20 protein-coding genes and 1 tRNA gene are annotated in these 18,085 nt (G+C 63.5%); 12 read left to right on the forward strand and 9 right to left on the reverse strand.

All coding sequences use genetic code 11. The features are described 5' to 3' along the window. Positions 1–2 precede the first annotated feature (2 nt). The 3 genes from OWC43_RS19450 to OWC43_RS19460 all read left to right on the forward strand — a co-directional run bounded on the left by OWC43_RS19450 (position 3) and on the right by OWC43_RS19460 (position 1,977). Positions 3–410 (forward strand): 3TM-type holin, encoded by a 408-nt coding sequence (locus OWC43_RS19450; protein WP_393957912.1) that lies wholly within the window; start codon positions 3–5, stop codon positions 408–410. A gap of 76 nt (positions 411–486) precedes the next feature. Then, on the forward strand, positions 487–1,035 hold the full coding sequence (locus OWC43_RS19455) for a hypothetical protein (protein ID WP_393957914.1): 549 nt from the start codon (positions 487–489) through the stop codon (positions 1,033–1,035). Positions 1,036–1,563: 528 nt separating this feature from the next. Further along, positions 1,564–1,977, forward strand: coding sequence for a hypothetical protein (locus OWC43_RS19460; protein ID WP_393957915.1), 414 nt, complete (start codon positions 1,564–1,566; stop codon positions 1,975–1,977). Positions 1,978–2,314: 337 nt separating this feature from the next. Here the strand turns inward: OWC43_RS19460 and OWC43_RS19465 are convergent, their stop codons facing one another. From OWC43_RS19465 to OWC43_RS19505, 9 genes are all read right to left on the reverse strand, one after another. Then, positions 2,315–2,722, reverse strand: coding sequence for a hypothetical protein (locus OWC43_RS19465; RefSeq protein ID WP_393957917.1), 408 nt, complete (start codon positions 2,720–2,722; stop codon positions 2,315–2,317). A 282-nt stretch (positions 2,723–3,004) separates the two neighbouring features. After that, positions 3,005–3,556: a hypothetical protein gene (locus tag OWC43_RS19470; protein WP_393957918.1), complete on the reverse strand. Its 552-nt coding sequence runs from the start codon at positions 3,554–3,556 to the stop codon at positions 3,005–3,007. Between the two features lie 278 nt (positions 3,557–3,834). After that, a complete protein-coding gene (locus OWC43_RS19475; RefSeq protein ID WP_393957919.1) occupies positions 3,835–4,146 on the reverse strand; it encodes a hypothetical protein in 312 nt (103 codons plus the stop codon). 532 nt (positions 4,147–4,678) lie between these two features. Next, on the reverse strand, positions 4,679–5,155 hold the full coding sequence (locus OWC43_RS19480) for a type II toxin-antitoxin system HicB family antitoxin (protein ID WP_393957920.1): 477 nt from the start codon (positions 5,153–5,155) through the stop codon (positions 4,679–4,681). 2 nt (positions 5,156–5,157) lie between these two features. Next, complete coding sequence (locus OWC43_RS19485; RefSeq protein ID WP_393957922.1) at positions 5,158–5,358, reverse strand: hypothetical protein; 201 nt, start codon at positions 5,356–5,358, stop codon at positions 5,158–5,160. 78 nt (positions 5,359–5,436) lie between these two features. After that, a complete protein-coding gene (locus OWC43_RS19490) occupies positions 5,437–5,802 on the reverse strand; it encodes a hypothetical protein (RefSeq protein WP_393957923.1) in 366 nt (121 codons plus the stop codon). Next, the gene (locus OWC43_RS19495) at positions 5,799–6,062 is read right to left on the reverse strand and encodes a hypothetical protein (protein ID WP_393957924.1); all 264 of its coding nucleotides are present in this window, start codon (positions 6,060–6,062) and stop codon (positions 5,799–5,801) included. The genes OWC43_RS19490 and OWC43_RS19495 overlap by 4 nt, the downstream gene beginning before the upstream one ends. Positions 6,063–6,367: 305 nt before the next feature. Further along, positions 6,368–6,562 carry a hypothetical protein gene (locus OWC43_RS19500; RefSeq protein WP_393957925.1) on the reverse strand — a complete coding sequence of 65 codons (195 nt, stop codon included), beginning with the start codon at positions 6,560–6,562 and terminating at the stop codon, positions 6,368–6,370. Between the two features lie 354 nt (positions 6,563–6,916). After that, positions 6,917–6,991 (reverse strand) — tRNA-Thr (locus OWC43_RS19505). Between the two features lie 285 nt (positions 6,992–7,276). On the opposite strand from OWC43_RS19505, the gene rpsT reads away from it, so the two are divergent. From rpsT to OWC43_RS19550, 9 genes are all read left to right on the forward strand, one after another. Further along, positions 7,277–7,543: a 30S ribosomal protein S20 gene (rpsT, locus tag OWC43_RS19510; protein ID WP_137828082.1), complete on the forward strand. Its 267-nt coding sequence runs from the start codon at positions 7,277–7,279 to the stop codon at positions 7,541–7,543. A gap of 587 nt (positions 7,544–8,130) precedes the next feature. After that, the gene (dnaA, locus tag OWC43_RS19515; protein ID WP_137828083.1) at positions 8,131–9,636 is read left to right on the forward strand and encodes a chromosomal replication initiator protein DnaA; all 1,506 of its coding nucleotides are present in this window, start codon (positions 8,131–8,133) and stop codon (positions 9,634–9,636) included. A gap of 301 nt (positions 9,637–9,937) precedes the next feature. Then, entirely contained in the window at positions 9,938–11,059 is a 1,122-nt protein-coding gene (gene dnaN / locus OWC43_RS19520; RefSeq protein ID WP_137828084.1) for a DNA polymerase III subunit beta, read from the forward strand. 62 nt (positions 11,060–11,121) lie between these two features. Next, positions 11,122–11,373: a type II toxin-antitoxin system ParD family antitoxin gene (locus tag OWC43_RS19525; RefSeq protein WP_137828085.1), complete on the forward strand. Its 252-nt coding sequence runs from the start codon at positions 11,122–11,124 to the stop codon at positions 11,371–11,373. Beyond that, on the forward strand, positions 11,370–11,666 hold the full coding sequence (locus OWC43_RS19530; protein WP_393957927.1) for a type II toxin-antitoxin system RelE/ParE family toxin: 297 nt from the start codon (positions 11,370–11,372) through the stop codon (positions 11,664–11,666). Before OWC43_RS19525 ends, OWC43_RS19530 begins: the two co-directional genes overlap by 4 nt. Continuing rightward, positions 11,659–12,816: a DNA replication/repair protein RecF gene (gene recF, locus OWC43_RS19535; protein ID WP_393957928.1), complete on the forward strand. Its 1,158-nt coding sequence runs from the start codon at positions 11,659–11,661 to the stop codon at positions 12,814–12,816. Before OWC43_RS19530 ends, recF begins: the two co-directional genes overlap by 8 nt. Before the next feature lie 120 nt (positions 12,817–12,936). Continuing rightward, positions 12,937–14,796: a DNA helicase RecQ gene (recQ, locus tag OWC43_RS19540; protein WP_393957930.1), complete on the forward strand. Its 1,860-nt coding sequence runs from the start codon at positions 12,937–12,939 to the stop codon at positions 14,794–14,796. Positions 14,797–15,112: 316 nt separating this feature from the next. After that, on the forward strand, positions 15,113–15,796 hold the full coding sequence (locus OWC43_RS19545; protein WP_137828089.1) for a trna delta -isopentenylpyrophosphate transferase: 684 nt from the start codon (positions 15,113–15,115) through the stop codon (positions 15,794–15,796). 126 nt (positions 15,797–15,922) lie between these two features. Beyond that, positions 15,923–18,082, forward strand: a complete 2,160-nt coding sequence (locus OWC43_RS19550) for an ATP-dependent RecD-like DNA helicase (RefSeq protein ID WP_393957933.1) — start codon at positions 15,923–15,925, stop codon at positions 18,080–18,082. Positions 18,083–18,085 lie beyond the last annotated feature (3 nt).

Raw genomic sequence — 18,085 nt, forward strand, 5'->3', positions numbered from 1 at the left:
CCATGGGCGCGTTCCTCACCCTGTTTCCGATCCTGATGCAGGTCCTCGGGCCCGTCTTGCAGAAAGTCATCCCCGACGAAGGCAAGCGCGCCGAAGCGCAGGCCGAGCTCCAACGGGCGATGCTCGAGCAGCAGGCCGATCTCAACAAGGCCATGGCCGACGTGATGAAGGCGGACGCCTCGTCGGAAAGCGCCATGGCCCGCAACGCCCGGCCGATCGTCGTCTATTGGGCGCTGGCGATGATCACCTGGGTTGGCGTCGTCTCGCCGATGATCGGGCTGCAAGCCGAGACCATCGCAGCGCTGAAGGGCGTGCCTGCGGATCTGTGGTCGCTGCTGTCCGTCGGGATCGGCGCCTACATGCTGGCCCGCTCGGTGGACAAGATCGTCCCGCAGGTCCTGGCCAAGTAGCCACTTTCTCATCAACTCGGCTCTGCCCCGCTGGGGAAGGGCTCCCCTCAAACGCCGTCATCGGGGCCTGCATGTCATGACCACCAACCCTGTCGAGGCCCGCATCGGCGTCCTCGAAACCCGCGTCGCCGGGATTGAGGATGGCATCAAATCCATCGTGACGAAGCTCGATGCCCGCTCCGGCATCAATTGGGCGCCGATCTCGATCCTGGTCACCGTGCTCGCCATCGTCGGCGGCATGGGGTTCTCGTGGATCAACGCGGGCCAGGGCCGGCTCGAGGGGCTAATTGCGAAGGTGGAGGGCCGCACCGAGTCGTTCGTGCCGCGTGTTGATCTTGATGCACGCTTCAACGTCATCACGCAGCGGCGCGACGACCTCCAGCGGCTCACCGATGCCCGAATTGAGCGCGTGGAGCGGGACGTCGACACCGTGCAGAAGACCCTCGTTCCCCGCGGCGAGCATGACGAGCGCGCCGCTGCCCAGCGTCAGAAGGACGAGGGGATACAGCGTCAGATCGACAGCCTGCGGAAGGACCTGTCCGACCTGAACACGCCGCGCGACACGATCCAGGCGATGCAGCGCCGCATTGACGAATTGGAGCGCGGGCGGCGACCGTCCGGCTGATACGCGGCCATTGACACTTGTTCACGCTCCAGGCGCCTCGGCTTCGGCCGGGGCGTATTTTTTTGGGGTTCGGCCTACATTCACCGCTAGCGGAGGTCGATATGCGGGAACTGTACGTCAGTTCGAACGGGGATTACTGGTACCTCAAGGCCGACGAGGCGACCGGGCACGTTGTTGTGTGCCATACCGCCAACATGGCGTCAGGTGGCAGTGTCACGGATATACCGCTGGCGACGTTCCTAGGCGCCGGTCGGGATGGTCCTGAACATCAGGCCCTATGGAGCCTGCTCCGCTCCGTTGCCGAGGGGGATGCGTAGTGACTGACCCAGCAACGAAGTCGAAGGTGGAGACGGGCGCGGGAAGGCCGACGTCCGACGGCGGCCTTAGCCAATCCGAGCGCTTCATCAAAACGGCTCAGGAGCTTGGGACCGATGATGATCCCGAGCGGTTCGCCGAGCGGGTTAAACGGCTGGCAAAGCGGCGATCTGAGCATGAACCTGATGCAACGATCCCATCGACAAAAAGGTGATGAGGACCGCGTACCTCACCGTCGTAAGTTCGGCCGTCATTACGGCGGCCATCATTACGATAGCATTACGATCTGTATATCAGGTCGATGCACCCTGTGTAGATCAGGTTATTGAAACGAAGGCCCAGGCTGTTGAATTTGCAAAAAATGCCATATCATCAGGCAAGTCCGCTGTAGCGAGGTCGGGATTTGCAAACGGCAGGGCATATATTGTTGCCATAGAACAAAACCCCAATTGCTGTGATGCCTCCTATGGTCCATATGAAATTGAAGGATCAGGAATAGGCTGGAACGTACAAATTTCTGCTTTTGGCGTCCCAAATGAGTTTCAACACGAACTTGAGTTCGATAAGTGTGGTGCAATTATATACAATGGCGGACTGAATTGGGGGCCCGCCAACCGCACGCCTTGAACAGGCGAGTTTGTAAGATACATAATCGCCTTGCTTTTTGCCTGGGTCGGCATGGCTGGAATATTCGTATCAATATTTGGCGGATTCAATAGTTATCATCAGGGGGAAAATGAAATATTTTATTTGGGTTGAAGATCGTTATTTTCCGGAATTATTATATTAATTGCTAGGAGCGCCGTCGCCTATATATAAAGAATGGTAATCTTATTACCGGCGTATGGCTTCTATAAGATCGGCGATGATACAAGCTCCAAACTCCGCTTCCCACCCTCAGCGGACGTTGTGCCTTTAAATTGTACCGAAGTTAATCCACAAATTAGGAGCCGACTGCGAGCAATCAATTGAACGGCTTCCTGCGCATCTCAAGCTTCTCACCCTCAGATCGAGAGTAACCGCTGAAGCCACGCAGATCTCCAAATATGTCAAGTAGGTAGGACGTATCGTTAGCTTCGCTCTGCAACATCACATGAATCATCGGTAGATAGGTCATATTCCCATATAAGTCCGAAAAAACTATTTCTTGTTTACAACATTTGGGGTTATCTCTCCTGTAGTCGCTTAACATTGCGTGATTCGCTGATATGGCTAGATGACTTCTAATATTTTCACCTGAGATACTATAGTCGTACATTTCTCTTGCGAAAGCCTTTTCAATATAATATCCAGTCTCATATGCAATAAAGAATGCTAGCGTATAACCCAATAATGCGAAAGCTACTGCCGACGCACCAAGTTTTCTTAACATTGCTTTCTCCTACCATTTTACGAATGGCATTGTTAACGGCCTCGGATCCTTATGTGTATACAATGATTCATCGCCTGGGCCGGCGCAACGCGCTACAAATTTTCCTCAGTGAGATAGACATTCGAGCATCTTACGGCACGGTTATTCGTAAACTTCACCCCAAATGACCGCTGCCCGCCCTTAGCAGGCGAAAAGTTCCCGTCCGCTACTTGCCCCCTTGGCGCCTATCAAATGCAGCATCTCAAATCTATAAATCAATTGCCATAAGAGTTTGAGGCTTTGCTAAGAGCCATCTTCTGGCCAAGACCACAAATGACATTCGCAGGTAAAGTCATTTGATATATTGGATATCATGCATAGAACTCGCAAACCGCGCTCTTTTTTGTGCCTGAAGCCAAAAATTTTCATTCCGTTTTCTTCTATTTCATCGACGAAATATAGTCCGTCTATTTGTAATATCGTATCCTTCAGGGCATTTTTTTGTACCGCAACCGTATGAACCACACATGATGTGATATTATCATGCTCATTATTGTCGTACAAAGTGACAAGGTAGGGACCGCTACGGGTGAAAATCCCCCACTCCGCGAGTAACGTTCTCTTCTTTTTTTCGTCATAATAAGGATACTGGCGTGGAACTAGCGTAAACTCAGATGTTGGGCGTTCCCTAACAAGATTTTGAAGTGAATGACGTTGGCGATAGCAAGTTTGATCAATCATTAACTTATACAGATCGGTTGCTTTATCAAGATTGATTTCAACACTACCACGGGGTATACTGTATTGAGGGACTGCCTGAAATGTTGTTATCAGAATAATTCCAGCTGCTGCCAAGGCTGATCTCAACAACATTGCCCCATACCTCTTGTATCAATCTGTAGGTTGATATGACTCAAGGCGAGAAACTGGCATCGAACAAATGGGCCGTACTATGACCGGTAAGCCACACTTAGGTGGGTTCTCTACATGCAACCCAGAAACCCCTTTCCGCCTAAGGCAGGTGTAAAGGCTGCAAAAACAATTTCATCGTTGATCGCCCCATAAGCCTTTGAAGATCCCGAGCGTTTCAAAGAGCGGTTGAGGAAGCTGGCAAAGGCGGATTGGTCGTCTAGCTAATCGATGCTGAGTCCATTATCTCTACAAATTTTAGCGATGTCATGTCTGCCATCCTGCTTGTCGATTTCTGCAAATCGTGGCTTTTCGCTGCCCCGTATCGAAGTTGTAAATGGTCTATACCCAGTTTTTCCGCCATATCCATCGCGGGCGTTGACCGTCGAACACACAGAAATCGGGTTTGATCCTTTTTTATTTGCCTTGATAGGACCGAACTGCGCCGTTGGCCCGACTATGCCGCGAATAAGGACTTTGATATTCTCAATTTGCTCATCAGTAAGCTGGATTTGATCCCGATCTTCTCGGGTCAATGTATCTCGTTCCTCGCCGTAACTTGTAATAGATTGGGACAAGCATGTGATTGCTGCCAGCCACAAGCAAGTCAAACCTAATCGAACTCTCCGGCCTCTCATGATGCAATCCAGATCTGCTGTCTCCCCAGGGCTACCTGAAGCATTGCGGTTTGCAAGCTACATAAACGCCTAGGTTTTGACCCCATCACCATGCTCAACAAAGCATTCATCATCCTTCTCAACCAAGCCGGCCCCTGAAATCGTCGTTCCGTCTCCTTGCGGCGATCCCTTGGCGTACACGGGCTGGCGGATGACCAACGTGCCAGCCGCTACAATGCTGGCACTTATAGGCGTGCAAGCCTCCCTCTTGCGACCGCTTCATCTGGACAAGGGCTGCAGCTTGATCGGCGTGCTTCGCCTTGCCCTCGCAAGCCTTCCGTCGCTGGCGTCGCTTCGAAGCCACCTCGTGACCCTTTCAGTTCGACGATGCATTGCCCGTTCTATCTATCCCCACCCGGCACCGCCTTGGCGCGGTTTTGCGTTGCGAGGCTCACGCCGCCTCGAATGACACAATGAGCCGTCCGCCCAAAGCTGCGGCTGCCTCCTCAAGCTGGTCGAGGCCGGTGCGGTGATCCGGGTCGAGAATGCGTCGCACCTCGCCCTCGCGACGATCGAGGCGCTCGCCAAGCGCGACCTTGCTGAGGCCGCTTGCCCGCCATGCGACGTAGACCGACGCCTTGGCCGCGAGTTGCGCCGGCAAGCCGACCTGATGCGGCGCGGCGGGATCGCCGGCGGGCGGAACAAGGTCGAGCTTCATATGAATGCGACCGCGCACGACCGCCTTGAGGGCCTCCGCCATTTCGCGCAGCGCGTCGGCTTCGGTCGCCCCGTAGGCGATGGCCTCGGGGGCTTCGGCACACACCGCGCGAAACTGGTCGTCCTCGCGCACGACCGCGACGCCATAGATCCAGTTGCTTCCCATCTCCGCTCTCCTGCGGGTGAAGGCCAGGCACGGGTTGAACCCCACCGTTAGGCGGGGTTCACCTTGAGCTGCCGCTTGATTGTCCGGACCTGCTGGGGGGCGAGTTCTCCGCTTTGGATCGTCGTCACCGCATCGCCGAGCCGGACCAAGTAGTGGCTCCCTTTGCCCCTCGCCTCGTACACCTCGAAGTCCAACCCGTGGCTCCTGGCGTACTTGCGAAGGTCTCGGATCAGTGCCTCGCGCTTCACCTCTCGTCTCCGTTTCGATGATCCTGTTATCGCACATGGATGTGCGATCAGCAAGGAAAATCGTACAGAGATGTGCGATTAGTGGGTGGTCGATTCCAGTTCGTACCCGCGCCAGACCACAGCCAGCATGAAGGGTGACCAGCATCCGTGCGTCGTGGCGGTCACCTCGCGCATTTCGCGTCGCCATTCGCGCTCGACTTTCCAGGCAGCCCGCAGCCCCTTGATCGCCTCTGCCTTCGTATCAGCCTCACCGCCGGGCATGATTGTAGGCTTGTGAGCAGATACCCACCGTATCGAGCACAGGATCGTCCAGACCCATCGCGGGCCGCCGTGTCGAACCTCGCAATGGTAGACCCGGCCAATCATCTCGCCACGGATCGCCAGCACGAAGTCGGGGGCACGCTCGCCGAAGGTGTGAGTCCAGACTTCAGGATCCGAGGTCACGCCTTATCCGCTCGGGCCAGCCGGATCGCCGTCCGCGCCGCGCTGCGCCTGGTTGCCGGCGCGCTGTCCTTGTTGCCCAGCACCGACTTGGCAAAAGCGCTCGCCTCCACGGCTGCGGCCAGATCGACCGCGTAGCCATCGTTAGGCCGAGCCCGGTCCATTGGGCTGTCGAGTACCGCCTCCACAAGGCGGTTCACGTCGTCGTCGGTGACGTCTCTCGCTTTGAAAAGCTCGGAGACAACAGGGGACGAGTCGCCCATGCTTGCGGCGTATCCCGAGGGAAACATCAGACGAGAGGTACGATCATCAGGGCGAACTTTCAGCGGAGCGGAGGCTCGGCCCCGCGGGATTGCTCGGATCCTCCACCCGCCCAAATCATGAGCGCGATCGCTCGATCGCCTCTGCCGTGAATTGGGTCCGGCCAAAAAAAACGCGTCCCGAAGGACGCGGTCTGGAAGATGGTGCTGCCACGATCGGGGTCAGAGACAGCACTCCTTTAAGGATAACGCTTCGGCACTGCCTTAAGAAGCCAAGTCAACATCACCGACCCGTGACCGAACCTGTTTCAGCTGCGCGCGCGTGTGCGCGTGCCCATCGCGATTTCTGCATCGATTTCCGCAATAAGCACCTGCATTGCTTTGTGTATTGATGGTAATTTTTCTTTATCAACGAGGGCGGCGGCTGCAAGACAAAGATTAGATATTACTTCTAAAGTTTTGGCATTGCTCGAGACATCTTCAGGTGTGCATTTTTTTACCATAGTGCTCCCCCTCGCCCCGGGGCTCTCGTAACGATGTCTGGAGCGTCACAGGTATCTCGGACAAGCGTTCACGGGTACGTGATATGTTTCAAAACTGTGCCCCAGTTCGCCGCAAAAATAAGGGCGGCTAGGTCGGTAACGGCGAATGGTTTTTTACCGCTTCCGCGATTGAGCGCCGCCTGCACCAGGCGGTTCCCGTCACCGTTGGTGATGGCTTTCGCCTTATGCAATTCGGAGATGAGGGAGGGACGATTCGGCCATGTGCTGAACCTATCGACAGGTTCAGGGAAAGGCTGTGGGTTCAACAGAACCCCCAAGCACTTCATTAATTGTCAGCTAAGTCGTTGAGATGGATGGTGCTGCGAGAGAGGATTGAACTCTCGACCTCCTCATTACCAATGAGGTGCTCTACCACTGAGCTACCGCAGCGCGGGTTCGGCGGGCGGTGCCGTCGCCGAACCGGAGGCGGCATTAGCGGATCGAATTCCGCTTGGCAACGCTTCTCCGGCGTTTCGAGGCAAGGAAATCGGCGGGGCCGCCGCGGCGTGACGATTTGTTGACGGAGCGCGGGGGCACCGCTATAGGACCCGCTCCGCGACCGGCCGCTCTCGGTGACCGGGCGCTTCGCCATTGCCAATCATTCAGGCTGCGCTGACCGACACGGGAAATTCCCGAATTCGGGTCGTTGCCGCCGCGACCAGACGAGGATGCCCCATGGCCAACACCGTGTCGGCCAAGAAGATGACCCGCAAGATCGCCAAGCGCACGGCGATCAACCGCTCGCGCCGCTCGCGGATGCGCACCTTCGTCCGCAAGGTCGAGGAGGCCATCGCCTCGGGCGATCAGTCCAACGCTCTGGCCGCCCTCCGCGCTGCCGAGCCGGAGATCATGCGCGCTGCCCAGCACGGCATCGTTCACAAGAACAACGCCTCGCGGAAGGTCTCGCGCCTCGCCGCCCGGGTGAAGGCCATCGCCGCCTAAGCCCCTTCGCCCGGCCGTCGGCCGGGTGACATCGTTATGGACGACACAAGCCCGGCCCTGTGCCGGGCTTTTTTCGTGCGCGAAACGAGGCCTTCGCTGTCCCCATGAGGAGCGCGCCCATCCACCGGACTCGGTCCGGTGTCCACAGGTTTCGCGCCATACTCCCGGATTGCCTCTTGCGCCATGGCGCGCCAGCATTGGCAAATATCCATTAACCACGTTCGAATCGTTATCGACTCGCCGAGTCGTGGCGCGACGTGTAGCTTAACAAAACCTTGATAGCGGGGGCGCTGCACAAGGTGAGCACCGATGCTGCGCGAGTCTTCCCCAAGATGGTCCCCCGCTCTCGACTCGGCGGAGGCCCGATCACGTCTCCGTGCCAGCGAAGAAGTTGTCCCCGATCGTCCCGCTGTTAGGAGAACGATAGAGGATTGTTGATACACAGCCTTCTTGAGCGATGGCCGTCGACGCGCCTCTTGACAGCGTCGCGGAGTTCATTCGGTCCCGCCTGAGTCGGGTGGGCCCTCTCGTGTAGCGTTTGCGTACGCAGCCGTCCGGTCCGCCGGGCGGGTGCGAGGAGAGTTTCGATGCACCTCGACGGCAGCATGGCGGACGGCGGGAATGGCGGCGATGGGAGGAACGGGATCGACGTGTCCGCCGCCTGGGGGCGGGTGAAGCGGCGCCTTCGGGCCGAACTGGGCGAGGATGTGTTCGCGAGCTGGTTCGCCCGGCTCGAACTGGAAGAGGTCTCCGGCGGCGTGGCCCGTCTTACCGTGCCGACCCGATTCCTGAAGAGCTGGATCGAATCGCATTATCTCGACCGGGTGCTCACCACCTTCCGGGCCGAGGCCGAGAGCGTCGGCCGGATCGAGGTGGGCGTGCGCGGTCCCTCGGCGCCGTCGCGCCCCGTCGCCAATGCGGGCAAGCCCAGCCCGACGAGCGGGCCGCTGACTCGGCTCCACGCCACGGCGACGCCCGCGGCGCTTCAGGGCCCCGGCCCGATGGTCGAGACCGAGATCGCGGTGCCGCGCGGTGAATCGGCCGCGGTCGATCTCAACGGGGCGCCCCTCGATGCGCGCCTGACCTTTGCGAGCTTCGTGGTCGGCCGCTCCAACGCGCTGGCGCATGCCGCAGCCGAGCGGATCGCCCGCAACGACGGCGAGGGCGCTCTGTACAACCCGCTCTACGTCCATGCCGGGGTCGGCCTCGGCAAGACCCACCTGCTGCATGCCGCAGGACATGCCGCCCGCGAATCGGGCCGGCGGGTCATCTATCTCACCGCCGACCGGTTCATGTACGGCTTCGTCAACGCCTTGAAGACGCAGAGCGCGCTCGCCTTCAAAGAGAAGCTGCGGGCGATCGACCTGCTGATCCTCGACGACGTGCAGTTCATCCAGGGCAAGTCGATCCAGACCGAGTTCGGCCATACCCTGAACGCCCTCATCGATTCCGGCCGTCAGGTCGTGGTCGCCTCGGACCGGCCGCCGACCGAACTCGAGACCCTCGACGAGCGGGTCCGCTCGCGTCTCGCCGGCGGACTCGTCGTCGAGATCGGCACCCTCGACGAGGGGCTTCGCACGTCGATCCTGTCGGCGCGCCTCGCCGCCGTGCGCCAGAGCCACCCGAACTTCGAAGTCTCGCCGGCGGTCTCGGCTTACGTGGCCCGCGCGATCACGGCGAATGGCCGCGATCTCGAAGGTGCGGTCAACCGCTTGCTCGCCCACGCGACGCTGACCGGTGCCCCGGTGACGGTCGAGACCGCGGAATCGGCGATCCGCGATCTCGTCAAGAATCGCGAGCCGAAGCGGGTGAAGATCGAGGACATCCAGAAACTGGTCGCCTCGCGCTACAATGTCTCACGCTCCGACATCCTGTCCGAACGGCGCACTGCCGCCGTCGTCAAGCCGCGCCAGATCGCGATGTATCTGTCGAAGGTACTGACGCTCCGCTCGCTCCCCGAGATCGGCCGCCGCTTCGGCGGACGCGATCACACCACGGTGCTCCACGCCGTGCGCAAGATCGAGAAGCAGATCGGCGAGGACGCGGTTCTGGGGGATGAGGTCGAGCTGCTGAAGCGCATGCTTCAGGACTGACCCCGCGGGATCGTCCTGCGCCGGTCTCCGCGGCTCTGATCCCGGCTCCAATGCCGGGGCTCCGCGACGGCGCAGGGCGCTGCAGGTAAAGTCCGGCGTCGGTGCACGCCGAGACCGGCGGCCCGAGGCCACCCGCGCGCTTGGCGCGGGTGCGTTCGCATGCCGCGAGGCGGGACAGGCGCCCCCGTGCCCTTGCCTTCGGCAGGGGGCTTCGCCAAGCTATACGGCCCTTTTCCGCTCACGGCTCCGGGCCGAGCCTCCTGGCGGGCGGGCGTTGTTGCGAAAGATCACGGATCCGTCGATGAGAGTCACTGTCGAGCGCGCGGCCCTCCTCAGATCGCTCGGCCACGTGCACCGGGTGGTGGAGCGGCGCAACACCATCCCGATCCTCTCCAACGTCCTGCTGCGCACCGCCGAGAACGGCCTGCAGCTGAAGGCGACCGACCTCGATATCGAGGTCACCGAGACCGTGCCGGCGGACGTTCTGGATGCGGGCGCCACCACGGTGCCGGCCCATGTCATCTACGACATCGTCCGCAAGCTCCCCGACGGCGCGCAGGTCTCGCTCGAGACCTCCGGCGAGACCGGGCAGATGACGATCCGGTCCGGCCGCTCGCGCTTCGCGCTGGGCGCGCTGCCCGAGGGCGATTTCCCCGATCTCGCCGCGGGCGAGCTGCCGCACTCCTTCTCGATCCCGGCGGCCGAGCTGAAGCTCCTCATCGAGAAGACGCAGTTCGCGATCTCGACGGAGGAGACCCGCTACTACCTCAACGGGATCTACCTTCACGCGGTGGAGGTCGAAGGCGAGGCCAAGCTCCGCGCCGTCGCCACCGACGGGCATCGACTGGCCCGGGTCGAGACTGCCGCGCCCGAGGGCAGCCGCGGCATGCCGGGCATCATCGTCCCGCGCAAGGCCGTGGCCGAGATACAGAAGCTCGTGGATGACGGCGGCGAGAGCGTCGAGGTCGAGATCTCGCCGGCCAAGATCCGCCTTACCTTCGCCGGTGGGGTGACGTTGATCTCGAAGCTGATCGACGGCACCTTCCCGGATTACCAGCGGGTGATCCCGACCGGCAACGACAAGCGCCTGACGGTGGAGCGTGACGCCTTCGCCCGCGCCGTCGACCGGGTCTCGACCATCTCGTCCGAGCGCGGCCGCGCCGTGAAGCTCTCGGTGACGGAAGGGCGGCTCGCCCTCTCGGTGACGAACCCGGATGCCGGATCGGCGACCGAGGAGCTCGACGCCGATTACGAGGCCGCCGCCCTCGATATCGGCTTCAACGCCCGCTACCTCTTGGACATCACCGCCCAGCTCCAGGGCGACACCGCCCTGTTCAAGCTCGCCGATCCGGGCTCGCCGACGCTGATACAGGATCGCGACGGGGCCCCGGCGCTCTACGTGCTGATGCCGATGCGGGTGTGAGGCGAAAGGGTCCCTCGCCTCGCTCGGATCGACCGGTTAGATTGGCCGGCGCGAGGGAGCCCATGTCCGAACCTGTCGTCCTCAACCCGGAAAACGCGGCCTTCGTCGATGATCTCGTTGCGGCCGGGCGCTACGCTTCGATCGACGAGGCCGTGGTCGACGGCATTCGTCTCCTGCGCTTGCGCGAAGAGCGACTATCGGAATTGCGCACGGCATGGGTCGAGGGCGTCGAGAGCGGCGCGTATGAGCCGGTCGAGGATGTTCTCGACGCGCTTGCCGCGCGCTACGAGACGAGGGATGCGGCCGGCTCGTGAGATCGGTCGTCATCTCGCGGCGGGCGCGAGCGGACCTCAGGGATATCGGCGATTTCATTGCGGTTGACGATCCGACGCGCGCCGTGAGCTTCGTCACGGAACTTCGCGAGCGGTGCCGATCTCTTTCCCACACCCCGTTCCAGGGCCGGCCGACACCGGAGATCGCGGCAGAAGTCCGCGTTCTGGTGTTCCGTTCCTATCTGATTCTCCACCGTGTCGGCGACGACGTCGTCCTGATCGATCGCGTCATCCATTCTGCCCGAGATCGGTCCGGCCTGCTGCCGTATGAATGAAGCACCAGCCCCGGCGACGCGCCTCACCCGCCTGATCGCCCGCGATTTCCGCAACCACGTCGATCTCGATCTGTCGACCGCGCGCCGCTTCGTGGCGCTGGTCGGCGAGAACGGGGCGGGCAAGACCAATCTGCTGGAGGCGGTCTCGCTGTTCTGCCCCGGTCGCGGCCTGCGCCGGGCGGATCTCGCCACCATGGCGCGGGTTTCCGGGCCCGGCGGATTCGCGGTCTCGCTGACGCTCGACAGCGGCGAGGCCGAGCATCGGCTCGGCACCGGCTACGAGCCCCCGGTCTACGAGGCGCGCGGCACGCGGGTCTGCCGCATCGACGGGGCGGCGGCTCCCTCGCCGGTCGCCTTCTCGGAATTCTTGCGGATCGTCTGGCTGACGCCCGATCTCGACGGGCTGTTCCGCGGTCCGGCGGGCGACCGGCGCCGCTTCCTCGATCGGCTGGTCCTCGCCGTCGATGCCAGCCACGGCGCCCGCGTCTCGGCGATGGAGCGGGCCCTGCGCTCGCGCAACCGCCTGCTCGACGAGCGCCCGGACGACACCCGCTGGCTCGACGCGGTCGAGCGCGAGGTGGCCGAACTCGGCGTCGCCGTGGCGCTCGCCCGCCGCGAGACCGCGGAGCGCCTGGACCGGCTCATCGCCGAGACCCGGGACGATGCTGCGCCCTTCCCCTGGGCGTCGATCCGTCTTGAGGGCGATCTCGACGACCTCGTCGCGGTCTGGCCCGCCTTGGAGGCCGAGGACCGGTTCCGGCGGGCGCTGATGCAGGGTCGCCATCGCGACCGTGCGGCCGGCCGCACCCTCATCGGCCCGCAAACCACCGACCTCGTCGTGCGTCACGGCCCCAAAGACGTACCGGCGGCCACGGCCTCCACCGGCGAGCAGAAGGCACTCCTGATCGGTCTCGTCCTGGCCCATGCCCGCCTCGTGCGCGCCATGAGCGGCCTCTCGCCGCTGATCCTCCTCGACGAGGTGGCGGCCCATCTCGATCCGCGCCGTCGCGGCGGATTGTTCGACGCCCTCGAGGCCTTGGAGAGCCAGGTCTGGATGACGGGCGCCGATCCGGCCCTGTTCGGCGAGTTGGAGGGCCGGGCCGACCTCGTCCGCGTGGCCGAGGGTCGAATTCTGCCGGGAGATGGGTGAGCCGACCAAGATCCTGCGGCGCATCGGCTCGCGCGATCGCCGGTCATCTGCGATATGGCTGCCTATCGGCCGGCTGCGATAAGCTGGTCCGCACCCCTCCCCTGAGCCCTCCGAGACCTCATGTCCGCTCGCCTCGCCGAGGCCCGTGCCGCGCTCCAAAAGACCTTCGGTTACGACGATTTCCGGCCCGGGCAGGACGAGGTGATCGGGGCCGTGCTCGACGGCGACGACGTCTTCGCGGTGATGCCGACGGGCTCCGGCAAGTCGATGACCTACCAGTTGCCGGCTCTCGTCGATGACGGGCTGACCGTGGTGGTCTCGCCGCTGATCGCGCTGATGCACGATCAAGTGCAGCAGATGCACGCCTTCGGCATCGAGGCGGCGACCCTCAATTCCACCGTGGCCGAGACGACCTCCCGCGAGACGTGGCGGAAGATCCGCGCGCGCGATCTGCGCCTGCTGTTCGTGTCCCCCGAGCGCCTCCTGATGGATGGCTGCATGGAGGCGCTGCAGAGCGCGGGTGTGTGCCGGCTTGCGGTCGACGAGGCCCATTGCGTTTCGCAATGGGGACACGACTTCCGGCCCGAATATCGCGAGATCGCCCGCGCCCGCGAGGCGCTCGGCAACGTGCAGACCCTGGCGCTGACCGCCACGGCGGATGCGGCGACCCGGGCCGAGATCGCCGAGCGGCTCTTTCCCGCGGGCCGCCCACCCAAGACCTTCGTCCATTCCTTCGACCGGCCGAACATCCGGCTGACCTTTCAGCCCAAGGACAACCCGACGCGGCAGCTCGAACGCTTCCTGAAGAACCGCCGCTCGGAGAGCGGGATCATCTACTGCTCCTCGCGCAAGCGCGTGGAGCAGCTGGCCGATACCTTGAAGGCCGACGGCTTCAACGCCCTGCCCTATCATGCCGGTCTCGATCAGGGCACGCGGGCGAAGAACCAGGACACGTTCCTGCAAGAGGACGGAGTGGTGATGACCGCCACGATCGCCTTCGGCATGGGCATCAACAAACCGGACGTGCGCTACGTCTGCCACGCCGACATGCCGACCAATATCGAGGGCTATTATCAGGAGATCGGCCGCGCCGGCCGCGACGGCCTGCCGTCCGACACGCTCACCCTCTACGGTCTCGACGACATGGCGCTCCGCCGTCGCCAGATCGACGAGAAGGAGATTCCGGACGAGCGCCGCCGGGTCGAGCGACGCAAGCTCGAGGCGATGATCGCGCTCTGCGAGGGTGCGGCCTGCCGCCGGCAATCGCTGCTCGGCTATTTCGGCGAGGCGAGCCAGCCCTGTGGACGCTGCGATCTCTGCCGCGGCGGTGTCTCTTTGATCGACGGCACGGTGAGCGCGCAGAAGCTGCTCTCGGCGATCGTGCGCACCGGCCAGCGTTTCGGTGCGGCCTATGTCTGCGACGTGGTGCATGGGAAGGAGAGCGAGCAGATCCGCCGCAACGGCCACGCCGCCCTCAAGACCTTCGGGGTCGGCGCGGACAAGCCGGTGGCCGCTTGGCGCGCGCTGCTGCGCCAGCTCTTCGCGGCCGGCGCGGTGGCCGAGAACACCGACGGCTATGGCGGCCTCGTCATGACCGAGAAGGGCGAGGCGATCCTGTTCGGCCGCGAGACCGTGCAGGTGCGCCCGGATCCTGAACCGAAGAAGGCCGAGCCGCGCAGCCGCCGCACCACCCGCACCGAGGACGGCGCCGATGGCCTTAACGAGGCCGACGAGGCGCTGTTCCAGCACCTGCGAGGGCTGCGCGCCACCATCGCCCGGGCGGAAGGCATCGCGGCCTTCATGGTGTTTCCCGATCGCACCCTGATCGAGATGGCCCGCGGCAAGCCGGTGGATCTCTGGGCGCTCCGCTCGATCCACGGAGTCGGCGAGCGCAAGCGCGAGGCCTATGGCGAGCGCTTCACCGACGCGATCCGCGAGTTTCTGAGCGACGCCGCGGGTCGCGGGGCGGGACCCGGCTGAGGTTCATCCAAACAAATCCCCTCATCCTGAGGTGCGGATCGAAGCGGAGCCTCGAAGGAGGGTTCCAGAAGTCGCGCGATCCCTGGAGTCCTTCTTCGAGGCTGCTTCGCAGCACCTCAGGATGAGGGGGGCGGATGGGACGAGTCCGGCCTTCTTCAACAGGCTTATCCACAGGCGACAGCGACCGGCCGCCGCAGGCGGATGCATTGCGTCGTCCACACTTATCCACATATAAATCTTCAACGGAACAAAACACGAACAAGCGCGGCCGCAGCACCTTTCGCTCACGGGCTCCGCCCCCAGATCGGGACGCACCATGAGAACCGCCGACAAGCAGATTGCCGATATCCTCGTGCGCTACGGCGAGCCCTTCGCGGGCAATGTCTGGCGCGTGCAGGGCACCGCCGTGATCTATCACAAGACGCTGGAGCGCATCGCCGCTCACACCCGCATCCGCTTCGACCCGCCGACGCTGATCCGCTCGGAGCGCGACGAGGCGGTGATTCTCGTCACCGGCCACATGCCCGGCGAGAAGGCCGGGGAGGAGCGGGTCGAGTGGTCGATCGGCGAGGCGCTGGTGAACGTGAATTACCGCGTCTCGGGCCGGCAGGCGGCTTACGTCTACGCCATGGCCGAGAAGCGGGCGAAGGACCGGGTGATCCTCAAGCTGATCGAGTTGCACGGGCTCGTCTATTCCGAGGAGGAGGCCGACGAGTTCCGCCAGAACCACGGCGTGCCGATCCGCGCGGTGGACGAGGATTACGACGCCCCGCCCGCCTTCGACGAGGTGACCGAGCAGGAAGCCGACCTGAAGCGACTGATCGACGAGGCGGAATCGATCAACGCCGTCACCGATCTCATGCTCGACGAGCGCAGCCAGGGCATCCTCAACGCCATGCCCCACGGCACCCGCGAGGAGGTGCGCGACTACGCCAAGGCCCGCCTGCGGGCATTGGGCTGGCCGCCGGCCAAGAAGGCAGGGCGCGGACGGGCCGCGTAACGGGTTCCCAAAGGGCAAGCCCTTTGGCGGGGCTTTGGGACAGAGCCCCGGTTTCCCTCCTAGATCAGGGCTCCGCCCTGGACCCGCGAAAGGACTTGTCCTTTCGAAACCTGGATTCGGTGACGCATGGATGTGCTGGCGGGTTCGGTCGAGCGGGTGACCTTCCACAGCGCGGAGACCGGATTCTGCGTCCTCAAGGTCCATGCCCGGGGTAAGCGCGATCTCGTTCCAGTGGTGGGGCACGCGCCCGCCATCGCCGCCGGCGAGTGGATGACCGCCTCCGGCCGCTGGACAAACGATCGTGAGCACGGGCTCCAGTTTCGGGCCGAGACGCTTCAGGTCACGGCGCCGACCGGGATCGAGGGAATCGAGCGCTACCTCGCCTCGGGCCAGATGCGCGGCATCGGCCCGCTCATGGCCAAGCGCATCGTCGCGGCCTTCGGCGAGGCCGTCTTCGAGATCATCGAGGCCGCGCCCGGCCGCCTTACCGAGGTCGAGGGCATCGGCAAGACCCGCGCCGCCCGCATCGTGAAGGGCTGGGCCGAGCAGAAGGCCGTGCGGGAGATCATGATCTTCCTGCACGCCCACGGCGTGGGCACCGCGCGGGCGACCCGCATCTTCCGCACCTACGGCCATGAATCCCTGAAGGTCATGGCCGAGGACCCATACCGCTTGGCCCGCGACATCCGGGGCATCGGTTTTCGCACGGCCGATGCGATCGCGCTCCGGCTCGGGCTCGCCCGCGAGGCGCCGCGGCGCCTCGCTGCCGGTGTCGCCTACGCGCTCCAGAAAGCGATGGACGAGGGCCATTGCGGCCTCCCCGTCGATGCCCTCGTGCGCTCGGCCGCCGATCTGCTCGACGTCGCACCCGAACTGGTGCGCTGCGCCGCCGCCCTGGCGCTGCGCGAGGGCCGGGATGTCGTCGCCGATACGCTCCGGGGCGAGCCCTGCCTGTTCCTGAAGGGCCTGCACGGGGCCGAGCGTGCCATCGCTGCCCGCCTCCTCGACCGTGCCGGAGGCACGCCGTCCTGGCCCCCGATCGATTTTCCCGGACGTGCCCGCCCCTGGGTCGAGGCGAGGACCGGCAAGGCGCTCTCCGCGTCCCAGGCCGAAGCCGTGGATCTCGCGCTGTCCGCAAAACTCTGCGTGCTGACCGGCGGGCCGGGCGTCGGCAAGACCAGCACCCTCGACGCGATCCTGCGCATCCTCACGGCCAAGGGCGTCCGCGTGCTGCTCGCCGCCCCGACCGGCCGCGCCGCCAAGCGCATGGCCGAGCAGACGGGGCTCGAAGCGCGCACGATCCACCGCCTTCTTGAGATCGACCCGCGCAACGGCGGCTTCCAGCGCGACGAGACCAATCCCCTCGACGCCGATCTCGTCGTCATCGACGAGATGTCCATGGTCGACGTGCCGTTGATGCACGCTCTGCTCAAGGCGATACCCGAGCGCGCGGCGCTGATCCTCGTCGGCGATGTCGATCAGCTTCCCTCGGTCGGTCCGGGACAGGTCCTGGCCGACGTGATCGCCTCCGGGCGCGTCCCCGTGGCCCGGCTCACCGAGATCTTCCGCCAGGCGGCGCAGAGCCGGATCGTGACGAGCGCCCATCGGGTCAACAGCGGATGTGTGCCCGAGACCCCGCCGCGGGGCGAGCCGAGCGACTTCCACATCATCGAGATCGACGATCCGGATGCCGGCGTCGAGACCCTGATCGAGGCGGTCACCCGGCGCATCCCCCGTCGCTTCGGCCTCGATCCGACCCGGGACATCCAGGTTCTGACGCCGATGATCCGTGGATCCCTCGGCAGCCGCAACCTGAACCACCGGCTCCAGGCGGTCCTGAACCCCAATCCGCCCACGCTGGTCGAGCGCTTCGGTTGGCGCTTCGCCCCCGGAGACCGGGTGATGGAGACCCGCAACGACTACGATCGCGACGTGTTCAACGGCGATCTCGGCACGATCGCCGCGATCGATATGGCGGAGGAGGCGCTCAGCGTCGATTTCGACGGGCGCGCGGTCGTCTATCCCTTCGCCGAACTCGACACGCTCGTGCCGGCCTTCGCCACCACGATCCACAAGGCGCAGGGCTCGGAATACCCGGCCGTGGTGATTCCGGTGGTGACGCAGCACCGCACCATGCTGGCACGCAACCTCCTCTACACGGGGCTGACCCGGGGACGTCGCGTCGTGGTCCTGATCGGCCAGCCCCGGGCCATCCGGATGGCGGTGCAGGATCATACCGTGCGCCGCCGCTGGACCCGGTTGCAGGAATGGCTGGAGGCGGGCTGACGC

The organism is Methylorubrum sp. POS3 (genome assembly GCF_043352485.1).
Lineage (GTDB): Bacteria > Pseudomonadota > Alphaproteobacteria > Rhizobiales > Beijerinckiaceae > Methylobacterium > Methylobacterium suomiense.